The following is a 14100-nucleotide window of genomic DNA, read 5'->3' as shown; positions in this document are numbered from 1 at the left end:
TTCAATCACTCGGATTGTTTTGGCCTGTTTATTTACGGCGATAGAGCCAAAGCGTGAGCGGCGCGAGTGTGATGGTCAATAGAACAGGCGCGATCAATGCTGCGCCAATTTGAACCATTGTCGCATTGCCAGCCATAAGACCGCGCATAGCTGTCGTCATCAACGATACAGGATTGACCTCGACGAATGCCCTAAGCAGACTGGGCATTGTTGCTGGATCAACCATGATGTTCGATGCGAAAACCAACGGCATGATGCCGGTGAACGCCATTGTCATGACCGTATTGGGCGTACGCATGACCAATCCCAGCACCAGAAATATCCAGCCAAAGCCAAAACCTATAACAATAAGCAACAGCAAAGCCTCGACGATACCTATAATCCCAGCTTCCGGCCGATAGCCAAGAATAATCCCTATTATCAGAATAAGCAGGGACGCGATGAGATGGCGCAGGATATCGCCGACCATCAGACCGGCGAAAGGCGAGAGAGACCAGATTGGCAATGAACGAAACCTGTCAAACAGACCCTTGCCAAGATCTGTACTCAGACCCATTCCCGAGTACATTGAATTGAACACCACGGTCTGTACAAGGATGCCTGGCAAAAAATACTGCAAATAGGCTGATGTTGACCCTGAGAGCGCGCCGCCGAAGACGAAGGTGAAGAGCAGGGTGAACATGATCGGCGTCATCACCAGATCAAAAAGCTGTTCAGGGACATGTTTAAATTTCAATACTGCCCGCCAGCCAAACACAAGCGCATTGGAAAATGCTGAAGGTTGAGGAGGGCGGGCAGCATGGATAAGTGCAACTGTTGCCTTATTATCGTCCATCACGCTTCTCCGTCAGTAATCTGAGGCTCGGTAATCTGGCCAGTCAAAGCGAAAAACACTTCGTCTAGGCTTGGCGCACCCATAGAGAAATCAGCAAGTTCGATGTCGGCTTTTATTAAAGCGGCCAGAGCACGATTGGCATTTTGAGGCGTATCAATCATCAATGATAAGGCCGCACCTTCCGAGCTTCGCTGGGGCTTGTTACCTGTTATTTCTTCAAGCACCTGCTCCGCTTCGTCAATGCGTGAATGCTCAACCAATGTCAGGTGCAGAAAGCCGGAGCCAGTTGCAGCTTTCAATTCGCGGCTGGTGCCCTCGGCGATCTTTTTGCCATGATTGATGACAGCGATGCGAGCGGCGAGCTGGTCAGCTTCCTCAAGATACTGCGTGGTCAAAAGTATCGTAACGCCCGCCTCGGAAAGAGAGCGGATCATACGCCAAACACTCTTGCGTGCCATCGGGTCGAGACCGGTTGTTGGTTCATCGAGAAAAAGAACCCCGGGAGTAACAACAAGCGACGCGGCGATGTCCAGCCTTCGGCGCATACCTCCAGAATAATCCTTTACCTGCTTGGTAGCCGCATCCATCAGGTCGAAAGCTGTTAGCAAATCATCGGCACGTTTCTTGGCGTTGCGTCCGCGGAAACCCCATAGTCTTGCCAGCAAGATTAGATTCTCACGTCCCGTCAGATCTTCGTCAAGCGAGGCAAATTGACCGGTCATGGCAATCGATCCGCGCACCTCGTGAGGCGAGTCCTTCAAATCAAAACCCAGCACCTTTGCCGATCCCGCATCTGCCGGCAGCAACGTCGCCAGCATGCGTAACAAGGTGGTCTTGCCAGCACCATTTGGTCCGAGGATGCCAAAGATCATGCCGCGCGGCACGGTAAGATCAATACCGTCCACGGCGCGGACATTGCCAAAATTTTTGGTTAGCCCATGCGCTTCGATTGCTAAAGATGAAACGCCATTGTTCGGCGCAGCGGTGTCGGCCATCGTCACAGTCCTTAAATTGGCGAAATGTCAGGTAGGGATCAGCGGCGGCAAGAGCGAACAGATATCAATGCCAGCATTTTCTGTCAAAGTTGTACGAGCTGCTCACAATTCATTCCTGACAGATACTGCCAGGTCTTTTTGCAAATCATTCGCACTTGCAATAATTGATGATCCTCGCTAAGGATGCAGTTGCAACTCAATTGCAATAAGGAGAGGCTATGCTGGATGGAGTGAGGCGGTCCGTGTTGACCGGAATAATGGGCGCGGTCTTGGGAATGATTTTGACGATCATCCCCGCAGCGGCACAGGACAAATTCAAGGCGGTGACCACATTTACGGTTATTGCCGACATTGCGCGCAATGTTGCTGGTGATGCGGCGATTGTTGAATCTATTACCAAGCCAGGCGCGGAGATTCATAATTATCAGCCAACGCCTGGCGATATCCAGAAAGCGCAGGGTGCCCAACTTATTTTATGGAATGGCCTCAATCTCGAGCTCTGGTTTGAAAAGTTCTTTGCCAATTTAAAAGACGTTCCAGGAGTCGTTGTTTCGCAGGGTGTGGTGCCGATGGGCATTGCTGAAGGGCCCTATACGGGTAAACCAAATCCGCATGCCTGGATGTCCCCGACAGCGGCGCTGATTTACGTTGATAATATCCGCGACGCTTTTGTAAAATATGATCCGGCTAATGCTGAAACCTATGAGGCAAACGCCGAGACCTACAAGGGGCAAATCAAGGCAGCGATTGATCCGATTAAGGACGAGCTTGCAGCCATTCCAGAAGAAAAGCGCTGGTTGGTGTCCAGCGAGGGCGCGTTCTCCTATCTGGCTCGCGATTTTGATCTGAAAGAAGTTTATCTCTGGCCTATCAATGCAGATCAGCAAGGCACGCCTCAACAAGTACGCAAGGTGATTGATGCGGTCCGGGCGAACAAGATCGGCGTGGTCTTCTCGGAAAGCACGATCTCGGCTGATCCTGCCAAGCAGGTCGCACGGGAAACCGGCGCAAGTTATGGCGGCGTTCTTTATGTGGACTCGCTTACCGACGCGAGTGGTGAAGTCCCAACCTACATAGATCTCTTACGCGTCACATCCAGCCGGGTTGCGGAAGGCCTTGCCAAAGGTATCACGCAATGAACGCCCAATCGTTTCAATCGGCTCGCAGATATTCACCCGCGTCGTCTGACGCGGGTGGGGGCATTTCGGTAAAGGGCGCTACGGTAATCTATCGCAACGGTCATACGGCGTTGCGCGATGCGACGTTTGAAATCCCTACAGGCACTATCACTGCGCTAGTGGGAGTTAATGGTTCCGGCAAGTCAACGCTTTTCAAGGCAATCATGGGTTTTATAAAGGCTTCCGAAGGAACGATTTCAGTTCTTCGCCAGTCAGTAAATGAAGCCTTGAAAAAGAACCTTGTTGCCTACGTTCCTCAAAGCGAGGATATAGACTGGAATTTTCCGGTCTTGGTGGAAGATGTTGTCATGATGGGCCGTTATGGCCACATGGGCATGATGCGTATCGCCAAGGCTGCAGATCGGCAGGCAGTATCGGATGCCCTCGCGCGCGTGGGAATGACCGATTTTCGCAAACGCCAAATTGGCGAGCTTTCGGGTGGCCAAAAGAAACGGGTATTTCTTGCCCGCGCATTAGCACAAGATGGACGGGTCATTTTGCTGGATGAGCCATTCACCGGCGTGGATGTGAAAACGGAAGAGGCGATTATCATATTGCTGCGTGCCCTGCGCGACGAGGGGCGGGTAATTTTGGTTTCAACGCATAATCTTGGTAGCGTACCGGAGTTCTGTGACCGCACTGTTCTACTCAATCGCACCGTACTTGCTTATGGTCCGACGGCCGAGACATTCACACAGAAAAATCTGGAACGGACATTCGGCGGCGTGCTGCGTCATTTCAAGCTTGATGCACCGCACGCAGGTGAAGGACGTCCTGTCGGCGTGATTACCGATGATGAGCGGCCCTTCGTGCTCTACGACAATACTGTAAATCCCAAAAGCAATGGACCACGTTAGATGACATTGCTGCTCGAACCTTTCTCTTATCAATATATGATCAATGCCATGTGGGTTTCGGCGTTGGTGGGCGGTGTCTGCGCCTTCCTGTCGGCCTATCTCATGCTGAAAGGTTGGTCTCTTATCGGGGATGCGCTTTCGCATTCCATCGTTCCGGGTGTGGCTGGTGCCTATATGCTTGGGCTGCCTTTCTCAATTGGTGCATTCTTTTCGGGAGGACTGGCCGCCGCTGCGATGTTGTTTCTCAACCAGCGTACGAAGCTCAAGGAAGATGCCATCATCGGTTTGATCTTCTCATCCTTTTTCGGTCTCGGCCTGTTCATGGTGTCACTCTCTCCGACGTCCGTGAATATCCAGACAATTGTTCTGGGGAATATCCTGGCGATTACACCGGAAGACACGCTCCAACTTGCTATTATCGGTTTCGTTTCGCTGGCTATTCTGCTGGTAAAATGGAAAGATCTTATGGTTGTTTTTTTCGATGAGAGTCATGCACGCTCTATCGGTCTCAATCCAACAGCGCTCAAAATCATGTTCTTTACGCTTTTATCGGCGTCGACCGTAGCAGCTTTACAGACAGTCGGCGCATTTCTGGTTATTTGCATGGTCGTGACGCCCGGCGCCACCGCTTATCTTTTAACGGATCGATTTCCGCGGCTGCTCGTCATCGCTGTTGTCATCGGTGCAATGACAAGCTTTGCCGGTGCCTATATTAGCTATTTTCTCGACGGGGCTACTGGCGGAATCATTGTCCTGTTGCAGACGCTTATTTTTCTGGTCGCTTTTATCTTCGCGCCCAAACATGGACTGATCGCAGCCCGGCGTCGCGCTGCAGAAATGCAGGAGGTCGCATTATGAGCGTCTTTGAAACCCTGCTTTTGCCCTTTCAGTTCGAATTCATGATTAATGCGTTGATCATCTCAGTACTCGTAGCAATTCCGACAGCTTTGCTCTCCTGTTTCATGGTGCTAAAGGGCTGGTCGCTGATGGGCGACGCCATTTCGCACGCTGTTTTTCCAGGAGTAGTCATCGCTTATATTGTTGGTTTGCCCTATGCGGTCGGAGCCTTTGTGGCAGGCATGTTCTGCGCAATTGCCACCGGGTTTTTGAAGGAAAACAGCCGTATCAAGCAGGACACAGTTATGGGCGTCGTTTTTTCCGGCATGTTCGGCCTTGGTCTCGTGCTATATGTGAAAATCCAGTCAGACGTTCACCTCGACCATATATTGTTTGGTGACATGCTCGGTATCAGCTGGAGCGATATCGCCCAGACGGCGATCATCGCAACGATCACAGCCGGAACTATCATGTTTAAATGGCGCGATTTCTTGCTTCACGCATTTGATACGGTGCAAGCCCGCGCAGTTGGATTACGTGTGGGATTGCTGCATTATGGGCTGCTTTGCCTGATTTCCCTGACGATTGTGGGCGCTCTAAAAGCTGTTGGCATCATATTAGCAATTGCCATGTTGATCGCGCCGGGAGCAATTGCTTTTTTGCTTACCCGGACATTCAGTAAAATGCTTCTCGTCTCCGTCGTCGTTGCGGTATTGGCCTCTTTCTTCGGTACTTATTTTGCTTTCTTCATTGACAGCGCGCCGGCGCCGACCATCGTTCTGTTGATGACGGGAACTTTCATCGGTGCGCTGGTACTGGTGTCCTATCGGCAAGCTCGAACCGAGACGCAGCCGATGTAAATCAGTGCATTGGGCTGGGAAATATTAGCGATTGATGTGCTGAAACCCCCGCCCTAGCGCCGTCGCCCACGGCAAAGGAGACCGAACCGGCCATAAGGGCTGTATCGCCGCAGGCATAGACACCAGGAACCGACGTTAGTTTGCTTGCGTCCGTTTGAATGAATGTTCCGAGCGGTCCATCTTCCAGCGCGCACTTCAATTGTTGCGGGAGTGGACCAGTGACAACGGTGCGCGAAAGAGTAAACAATCCGGTAAGCGATAGGGCACGACCATCAGAAAACTCTACAATCGGCTGTGCCTCTTCGCCCGATATGGCGGCAATCGTCCCATAATCGAGCGTCACATTACGCGCAGCCAGAGCCGCCAATTGGTCGTCACTAGGCTCAAACATGTTGTTGACAAAAAGCTTGGTATTGCCCCAGTCGGCAAGTATTAAAGCTTGATGGGCAGACAAGGAACTTGTCGCCAAAACGCCGATATCGCCGCCACCTGCTTCATAACCGTGGCAATAGGGACAATGAAAAACGCTCTTGCCCCACCGTTCGCGAAGACCGGGTATTGTTGGCAATATGTCCGTGACACCTGTTGCCAGAATAAGACGCCGACCCTTGTAATTTGCTCCGGATGAGGTGCCGACAGTGAAGGCATCGAGGATACCTTCGGCATTTTCCGCACGGGCATCAACCCAGGTGACATTCGGATAAGCCAATAGCTGCTCGCGCCCAACATGCGCAATCTGTACAGCCGAACTGCCGTCTTGTGTCAGGAATCCGTGAGAGGTTTCAGCAAATCGGTTGCGGCGCTCGCCTGCGTCCACAACAAGTACATTGCGACGTGAACGGGCGACTTGCAACGCTGCTGCAAGACCGGAATAACTTCCCCCAACAACAATAACGTCATAGGTCATGGGATTTTCTCTCCTTTCTGATCGCATCAAAACGCCGGTGAAAATCGGCGGCGAGATCGGCGAGTGTTATCGTGCCGAGCCGTTCAATGATAAGGGCTTCGGCTTCTTGAAATGCAGTGTCGAGCGCATGATTGACCGACTGTTCCACAAGGCAATCGGGTGCGTCGGCTCTATTGCCCAAAGCAAAAAAGTCAGGGGAGCCAAGCGCGTTGTAAATGTCGCGAAGAGTTAAAGTGTTGAGGTCGCGTGCGATAATCCAGCCACCACCATGGCCCTTCTCGGATCGCACAAATCCGGCATCTCGCAATCCCGCCATTGTCCGGCGGACGACAACGGCATTTGTATGCATATGTTTGGCCAATTCCTCCGATGTCATGGGTTTGGCGCGCTCTGCCATGTGGAGAATGACGTGAAGGACGGCGGAAAGGCGGCTGTTTCTTTTCATGTAACAATATATGATGCGTGATTCAGCGCACGTCAAGATTGCGTGAAATAAATTCTTCAACTCATCTTGGACAGCGAGCAAAAGCGTCTACATAAGGTCAAACGGTTATCCGGAGATGTGCATGTTGATCAATCCGCCCAACTTACTTCTGCTGCGGAGCGAGCAGACATGAACAGATACTCCGGAGGATTTTGGATATTCATTCTGTGCGTCGTTTCCATAAGCGGCGCACTTTTTAGCTGGGCCTTTTACGGAGAACCATCAATTGTAGGTTCCGTTTTTGCGCTTTTTACTTGCGTACCCATTATCGCACTCGAGCGTGGGGCATTGTTTCCTCGACTCTATGCAAGAATTGCCGCGCTTTCGACCCCGCTTTATCTGATTGCCATGCTCATCGTTACATACATTTTGATGTATGTAGGCTCCGCATTATGTCGGCTCCTGTTGGGATTTATAGGTTACCAAACTTACGAATCCTGGCGTGAAATCGCAATTTTGCCCGCTAGCGCCATGTTCGCCGCGCTGGGTGTTTCGCTCGTCGTCAGTTTCGTTGCGCGGGTACGCGAATTGTTGGGGCGTGACGTCTTTTCAAGTCTTCTTATCGGGCGTTACCGCAAGCCCATCGAAGAGGAGCGGGTATTCCTGTTTATCGATCTGGTTGGGTCGACTTCCTTTGCCCAGGAATTTGGTGATCTGCGGGCCCAGCAGTTCCTTGGAGCGTTGTTCGCAGCCTTTGCCGAGCCAGTACGCAGATATAGGGGGACCATTGACGATTATATTGGCGATGCCGCCATTATTACTTGGCCAATGGCGAGAGGCACCAAGAATGGCAATAGCGTAAAATGCGTCTTCGCTATTCTCGATTCCATTGAGGCAGACCGGGAAAAGTGGCTGAAAAATTTTGGACGTGTTCCACAACTTCGCGCAGCCCTTCACGGTGGTCCCATTATTACTGCGGAAATAGGGGTCGATCATCACAAGATTACCTATTTTGGTGACACGGTGAACACCACTGCGCGGCTGGAAACGCTTTGTCGGACACTTGATGCACCAGTATTGATTTCCGGAGATCTCGCAAAGCGAGTGGAGTTCGAAGGCGATATTCAGCCGGAATTTCTTGGAATGCATGCCGTGAAGGGTAGGGGGCAGACGCTCGGAGTCATGGCGTTGAAGCGTGCGGCAAATATCCCCACTTCGACAAATTTTGTTCATTAAGCGCCAAATTTGCCATTTGTGCGGATGACAGGGTCGTTGCGCTAGGCTATGGTCCGGGCTTGTCGAGGGCCTTGGGATTGAAGAATCATAAGGCCCTGTCAGTTTGCGGGAGAGTGTTCTGTGCAGTGATGTGCAGAGCCACCGAAGGGGAAATCGCCCGAAATCTCTCAGGTATCAAGAACCGCAAACGGGTAAGGCAACTCTGGAAAGTCGGGGGAAACCTCGCGCCGAAGGTGTAAGTTCAGCTGGGACCAAGGTCCCGTAACGGCTGTGCGAGTCTCTCAGGCTTCCGACAGAGGGGCAAAGAAACATTCCGTCGTTGTGGCGGAGGTCTTTGCGCGACTCTGGAGAAGTAATGGGCAACGAAGAAGAACAATTAAAATCACTACCACTTGATGATCTGCATAAAGCTGCCGGTGCGCGCTTTGGTGGATTTGCCGGATGGTCAATGCCTATCACCTATCCGCTGGGGGTGATGAAGGAACATCTTCATGCGCGCGAAAACGCCGGGCTTTTTGACATTTCCCATATGCAATTGTTCGATGTTTCGGGTCCAGGCGCAACAGCGCTTTTGTCACGTGCATGCCCGCTGGATGCAGGGGCATTGCAACCGGGACAATCCAAATACACGTTTTTTCTCGACGAGCAGGCAGGCATACTCGACGATCTTATCGTAACCCGTTTGGGTGCCGCTCATTACATGGTGGTGGCCAATGCCGGCAATGCGGCGGCCGACGAGGCGCACCTGCGCGGTGTCGCAAAAGATTTTGACTGCAAGATCGATGCGCTAGACCGTGTTTTTCTGGCCATTCAAGGCCCGCAAGCAGCCGATGTTCTGCATAAAGCAGGGATTTCGGGGACCGAGCTAGCTTTCATGCATGGCTTTGAGCCGAGGCCGGGCTGGTTCATGAGTCGTTCAGGCTATACGGGTGAAGATGGTTTCGAAATTGCATTGCCTGCGACCGATGCCGTTGAGCTTGTAGAGACGCTCTTCAAGGACGAGAGAGTGGCTTGGGTCGGACTTGCGGCCCGTGACAGTCTTCGGTTGGAAGCCGGTCTTTGTCTGCATGGTCACGACATTACCCCTGACTTTAACCCGGTAGATGCAGGCCTTACTTGGGCAATTGGAAAAGCTGTCCGTGAGAAGGCCGGGTTTATCGGCGCCAAAGCTCTGCTCGAAAAGATTGCCTCGGGTAGCGCGCGAAAGCGGGTTGGCTTGAAACCCGATGGTCGCCAACCGGTTCGCTCTGAGACTGTCCTCATTGATGCGGACGGAAAACATGTCGGCATTGTCACTTCGGGCGGGTTCGGTCCCTCCGCTGGTCATCCGGTGGCGATGGGATACGTCAATAAGGACATTCTTGCCGCAACGGTGCCGATTTTTGCTGAAGTGCGCGGAAATCGCATTCCGGTCCACATTCATCCACTTCCCTTCACGCCACATCGCTACCACAAAGGATAATACAAATGGCAACCACTTACTTTACCGAAGATCATGAATGGGTACGCGTTGATGGCGATATCGCAACGGTCGGTATTACGGATCATGCACAGGATCAGCTCGGCGATCTCGTTTTTGTTCAGTTGCCCGATATCGGCACCAGCCTTTCCAAAGGTGATGCAGCTGTTGTTGTTGAATCTGTCAAGGCTGCCTCCGATGTATACGCGCCGCTAGATGGTGAAGTCACAGAAGTGAACGAAGCGACCGCAAGTGATCCGGCCCTGATCAATTCTGCCGCTACCGGCGATGGCTGGCTTTGGAAGATGAAGCTTTCCAACACTGAACAATTGACAGGCTTGCTTGATGAAGCCGGTTACAAAGCGATTATTGGTTGAACATCATGAACAAGAGCATATTCCCATTTGCCGACAGGCATATCGGCCCTAGTACGCAAGGCTCGCGCGCCATGTTGGCTGCGCTTGGTATTCCTTCACTCGATACGTTGATTTCACAGGCTGTTCCAAAGTCTATCCGGCTCGAAAAACCCCTTGATATTCCAGAGGCGGTTAATGAAGCCGAAGCACTCGCCGAACTGGCCGCCAAGATGGGCCACAACAAGACCTTCAAAAGTTATATTGGCCAAGGATATCACGGTACCCATGTTCCGGCAGTGATCCAACGCAACCTCTTTGAGAATCCGGCGTGGTATACGGCCTACACGCCATATCAGTCTGAAATCAGCCAAGGCCGTCTTGAGCTCCTGTTTCACTTCCAGACGCTGGTGGCCGAGCTGACAGGACTGCCCGTCGCTTCCGCGTCGCTCCTTGACGAGGCAACCGCTGTTGCGGAAGCCGTAGGGATTGCCTATCGCCATCACCGAGAAAAGCGTACGCGAATTGTCCTTGCCGGAGATGTTCATCCGCAAATCCTGGACGTGGTCAGAACTCGTGCTGAACCCCTGGGCATGACGGTCAATGGCGGCGAGATTGATAATACTGCAGCCGCTGTCATCGTACCTTGGCCGGATACTTACGGGGTCTACAGGGATCACTCTGCTGTTATCAAGGCTGCGAAGGCCGCAGGCGTACTTGTTATTGCAGTTGCCGATCCGCTTGCTCTGACGGTCACTGCATCACCTGCGTCGCTGGGTGCCGACATTGCTGCAGGTTCCATGCAGCGCTTTGGCGTTCCCGTAGGTTATGGTGGCCCCCATGCCGCTTACCTCGCGGTGACTGAAAATCTAACCCGGCTTATTCCAGGTCGGCTGGTCGGCCAATCGGTCGATAGCAAAGGCAGGGCGGGATACCGTCTCGCATTGCAGACACGCGAGCAGCATATTCGCCGCGACAAGGCTACGTCGAATATCTGTACAGCGCAGGCACTGCTTGCGAACATGGCGGTATCCTATGCCATCTGGCATGGTCCGCAGGGGCTTCAGGCTATTGCCAGCCAAGTTCACGCAAAGGCTGCAAGATTGGCGGCTGCACTTGAGGCTGTGGGCCTTGAATTAAGTGGGTCGCAATTCTTCGATACGGTCACGGTCAGCGTTCCGGGTAGAGCAGATGCTATTGCGGTCAGCGCCGAAAAAGGCGAACGACTGCTCCGCCATATTGATGCGGACAGACTAGGTATCACTGTAGATGAGACAACGACGGACGAGGATCTGGTAGCGCTTGCCGGTTTGTTCGGTGCCAAGGTGCTGAATGATCCCGGCTCAAAGTTGCCAAGCTCGCGGCCTGCCGAGGGTTTCATGACCCAGGCTGTCTTCCATCAACAGCGTTCGGAAACCGAAATGATGCGCTTCCTTCGTCGGCTTGCCGATAAGGATCTGGCGCTTGACCGTGCGATGATTCCGCTCGGTTCCTGCACGATGAAGCTGAACGCTGCAGCAGAAATGCTTCCCGTAAGCTGGCAAAGCGTTGCCAATGTGCATCCTTTCGCACCGGCAGATCATGCGCTGGGCTATAAGTCGCTGACCGATGATCTTGAAGCTTGGCTCTCAGAGATCACAGGCTTTGATGCCGTGTCACTGCAACCAAATGCCGGTAGCCAAGGCGAGTATGCCGGTCTTCTTGCAATCCGTCGCTATCATTTGGATCGCGGCGATGATCATCGCGATATTTGCCTCATCCCTGAATCGGCCCATGGCACCAATCCTGCCAGTGCGCATATGGCGGGGATGCGGGTGGTCGTTGTTGCTTGCGAAGAGGCGGGCGACATTGATCTCGATGATCTGAAAGCAAAGGCTGAATTACACAGCGCCAATCTTGCCGCATTGATGATTACCTACCCGTCAACACATGGCGTATTCGAGGAGGGGGTCAAAGATATTTGCGCTGTCGTTCATGAACATGGCGGTCAGGTCTATTTTGATGGCGCCAATTTGAACGCGCTCGTTGGGCTTGCACGTCCCGGTGATATTGGCGCGGATGTCTGCCACATGAACCTGCACAAGACCTTCTGCATTCCGCATGGAGGCGGGGGACCCGGTGTCGGCCCGATTGGTGTTAAGAAGCATCTGGCTCCATTCCTGCCTGGACATGTGATGAATGGCACCGGCAATGCGGTTTCCGCCGCACCATTCGGCAGCGCATCAATTCTGCCAATCACATGGATGTATATCCGTATGATGGGTGGAGCAGGCTTGAAGCGCGCAACCGAAATGGCGATTCTCAATGCCAATTACATTGCTGAACGATTGAAGGATTATTACCCTGTGTTGTTCAAGGGCCGTAATGATCGCGTGGCACATGAGTGTATTCTTGATACTCGGGTACTTAAGGAAAGTGCCGGAATTGGTGTTGAAGACATATCCAAGCGTCTGATTGATTATGGGTTCCACGCCCCTACAATGTCCTGGCCAATTGCTGGAACGCTGATGGTTGAACCTACGGAATCAGAATCGAAGCGCGAGATTGATCGTTTCTGCGATGCGATGATCGCAATCGCGGGTGAGGCTGCAAAAGTTGCGAGCGGAGAGTGGCCGAGAGATGACAATCCACTTGTCAACGCTCCGCATCCATCGGGCGATGTTCTGGCTGATGACTGGTCGCACCCCTATAGCCGCAAGGTAGCAAGTCTGCCCGGCGGAGAATCGGAGGATCTGCTGAAATATTGGCCACCGGTTTCCCGGATCGACAATGTTGCAGGCGATCGCAATCTGGTTTGTTCTTGCCCGCCCATGACGGCATATAATTAAAAGAAAAAGAGCGCTGGCATGTCCGGCGCTCTTTTTTGCTACCAGTCAGGTGTCAGGCTTGGAGGTGCATTTTTAACTGCAGCCGAGTCGAACTCCGAGGCAAGCTGGCGTAGGGCAAATGGTAAAGCCTGTAGGTCGCTCGATTGGAAGGAGAGGTGGGCAAGGTATTTATTGATAAGCTCGGCAACGACACGTGCCTGCTGCTCATCCCGCAAACGTTTGGCTGCATCTCGATCCGAACGACGTGAAAGCCACAATTTGTGGAGTGCGAAGGCTCTAGGGTCGGGACAGGAGAAACTGACTGGATATCCTCGTTCGTCTATCACTGTCTCGGATGCTTTGGGACTGTTAACCAGCCAAGAAAGCCCCTCAATCTCTATCGCCTGCAAATCTTCGGCATCGGCGCTGAAGCGGTTTTTCTCGTTGGAGGAGAGAATATCTTTTGGCATAGGCTTGATAAGGTCAACCAGAAACCCATCACGGTTTGCCGCCTGGTATCCATTTTTGGCAAGAGGGCGAAAAGAGTGATCAATTTTCTGCAATAGGCCGATCAAGCCTTTGTTAGAGAAATCCTTAACGATGAGCCTTAAACTGAAACGCGAATCCATCAACAAGTCGACGTCCTGTGTGGACAATAGCCCGCCGCTGATATGAACAGCAGCCATGCGTTCATAGATGAACAGGGCGTTGGTGCCAACAACGTCGACTGCTGTTCCGATAAGGCCAAGTTTGTCGAGCGCCCGAATGATACGGGCTGTCAATAGCGGGACGCGCCCAAGGGACATAGCCCGGTTAACGGGCGCAAGCTGGTCAAGACGCTGTGCCAACCGCGACATACGATCCTTCGAGTCGTCGCGACCCGAATGAAACTGGTTATGTATCAGTTCTGTTGCGGCTGATTTCGGACCCAAAGATTTCCAGATGCCATTGGTCTTCTTGTAAAGATAAGTCTTGTCATTGGTGCTTTTCTTCCATGACATAGACCCAGAAAACCGCTGTTCATAGTCTTTCGCGCTGGTTCGATAAACATCATAAACCTGCGCTGTATCAACCTGTTGGCGAATTTGTTCTGATGATAACGTTTTGAATTTAATCATGTTATCCCTAGAATGTTCGATGAACTTTAGAATAGGGATAATAGCATATTATGCAAGTTTAAAACTATGAAAATAAACGAATTATCCCTTTAATGATGTTTTCTTGATGCGTAAGGGATAATGGTAGTTCCATAACTATTATTACGTGATTTTCTGCTGTAGCCGCAAAGTTAAAGTGTCCTGTTTCTGCAAAGTAGAAACGTCATTGTGCCACCTTCTCGTTGATTGCAACGA

The 14100-nt window shown here is 52.1% G+C and carries 13 protein-coding genes and 1 riboswitch; of the genes, 8 read left to right on the top strand and 5 right to left on the bottom strand.

The features are described from left to right. Positions 1-28: 28 nt before the first annotated feature. Complete coding sequence (locus tag V9K92_RS22580) at positions 29-835, bottom strand: ABC transporter permease (RefSeq protein WP_115054071.1); 807 nt, start codon at positions 833-835, stop codon at positions 29-31. Next, positions 835-1830 carry an ATP-binding cassette domain-containing protein gene (locus V9K92_RS22575; RefSeq protein WP_337355036.1) on the bottom strand — a complete coding sequence of 332 codons (996 nt, stop codon included), beginning with the start codon at positions 1828-1830 and terminating at the stop codon, positions 835-837. The genes V9K92_RS22580 and V9K92_RS22575 overlap by 1 nt, the downstream gene beginning before the upstream one ends. 218 nt (positions 1831-2048) lie before the next feature. On the opposite strand from V9K92_RS22575, the gene V9K92_RS22570 reads away from it, so the two are divergent. The 4 genes from V9K92_RS22570 to V9K92_RS22555 are packed head-to-tail and all read left to right on the top strand — an operon-like array spanning position 2049 to position 5562. Then, positions 2049-2969, top strand: a complete 921-nt coding sequence (locus V9K92_RS22570; RefSeq protein WP_337355035.1) for a metal ABC transporter substrate-binding protein — start codon at positions 2049-2051, stop codon at positions 2967-2969. After that, positions 2966-3865 (top strand): manganese/iron ABC transporter ATP-binding protein, encoded by a 900-nt coding sequence (locus V9K92_RS22565; RefSeq protein ID WP_337355034.1) that lies wholly within the window; start codon positions 2966-2968, stop codon positions 3863-3865. The genes V9K92_RS22570 and V9K92_RS22565 overlap by 4 nt, the downstream gene beginning before the upstream one ends. After that, the gene (locus V9K92_RS22560; RefSeq protein ID WP_115054066.1) at positions 3866-4723 is read left to right on the top strand and encodes a metal ABC transporter permease; all 858 of its coding nucleotides are present in this window, start codon (positions 3866-3868) and stop codon (positions 4721-4723) included. It begins immediately after the preceding gene. Further along, positions 4720-5562 (top strand): iron chelate uptake ABC transporter family permease subunit, encoded by an 843-nt coding sequence (locus V9K92_RS22555; protein WP_115054065.1) that lies wholly within the window; start codon positions 4720-4722, stop codon positions 5560-5562. Before V9K92_RS22560 ends, V9K92_RS22555 begins: the two co-directional genes overlap by 4 nt. 1 nt (position 5563) lies before the next feature. On the opposite strand, the gene V9K92_RS22550 is transcribed toward V9K92_RS22555, so the two are convergent. Together V9K92_RS22550 and V9K92_RS22545 are read right to left on the bottom strand one after the other, a co-directional pair. Then, the gene (locus tag V9K92_RS22550) at positions 5564-6469 is read right to left on the bottom strand and encodes an NAD(P)/FAD-dependent oxidoreductase (protein WP_337355033.1); all 906 of its coding nucleotides are present in this window, start codon (positions 6467-6469) and stop codon (positions 5564-5566) included. Beyond that, positions 6459-6914 (bottom strand): Rrf2 family transcriptional regulator, encoded by a 456-nt coding sequence (locus tag V9K92_RS22545; protein ID WP_115054063.1) that lies wholly within the window; start codon positions 6912-6914, stop codon positions 6459-6461. The genes V9K92_RS22550 and V9K92_RS22545 overlap by 11 nt, the downstream gene beginning before the upstream one ends. 168 nt (positions 6915-7082) lie before the next feature. Here V9K92_RS22545 and V9K92_RS22540 point away from each other — a divergent pair, with 168 nt between their 5' ends. The 4 genes from V9K92_RS22540 (at position 7083) to gcvP (ending at position 12769) form a co-directional block, all read left to right on the top strand. Continuing rightward, positions 7083-8129 carry an adenylate/guanylate cyclase domain-containing protein gene (locus V9K92_RS22540; RefSeq protein ID WP_115054062.1) on the top strand — a complete coding sequence of 349 codons (1047 nt, stop codon included), beginning with the start codon at positions 7083-7085 and terminating at the stop codon, positions 8127-8129. Positions 8130-8225: 96 nt separating this feature from the next. After that, positions 8226-8323: riboswitch (glycine riboswitch) on the top strand. 161 nt (positions 8324-8484) lie between these two features. After that, the gene (gcvT, locus tag V9K92_RS22535; RefSeq protein WP_337355032.1) at positions 8485-9591 is read left to right on the top strand and encodes a glycine cleavage system aminomethyltransferase GcvT; all 1107 of its coding nucleotides are present in this window, start codon (positions 8485-8487) and stop codon (positions 9589-9591) included. 5 nt (positions 9592-9596) lie between these two features. After that, entirely contained in the window at positions 9597-9965 is a 369-nt protein-coding gene (gene gcvH / locus V9K92_RS22530; protein WP_115054060.1) for a glycine cleavage system protein GcvH, read from the top strand. Between the two features lie 5 nt (positions 9966-9970). Further along, the gene (gene gcvP / locus V9K92_RS22525; RefSeq protein WP_337355031.1) at positions 9971-12769 is read left to right on the top strand and encodes an aminomethyl-transferring glycine dehydrogenase; all 2799 of its coding nucleotides are present in this window, start codon (positions 9971-9973) and stop codon (positions 12767-12769) included. Positions 12770-12807: 38 nt separating this feature from the next. On the opposite strand, the gene V9K92_RS22520 is transcribed toward gcvP, so the two are convergent. Beyond that, positions 12808-13866: a nucleotidyltransferase domain-containing protein gene (locus tag V9K92_RS22520; RefSeq protein WP_337355030.1), complete on the bottom strand. Its 1059-nt coding sequence runs from the start codon at positions 13864-13866 to the stop codon at positions 12808-12810. Positions 13867-14100 lie beyond the last annotated feature (234 nt).

The organism is Phyllobacterium sp. CCNWLW109 (assembly GCF_037203905.1).
Classification (GTDB): domain Bacteria; phylum Pseudomonadota; class Alphaproteobacteria; order Rhizobiales; family Rhizobiaceae; genus Phyllobacterium; species Phyllobacterium ifriqiyense.
The sequence above is the reverse complement of the archived record's forward strand: the minus strand, read 5'-3'. Positions and strand labels throughout refer to the sequence as shown.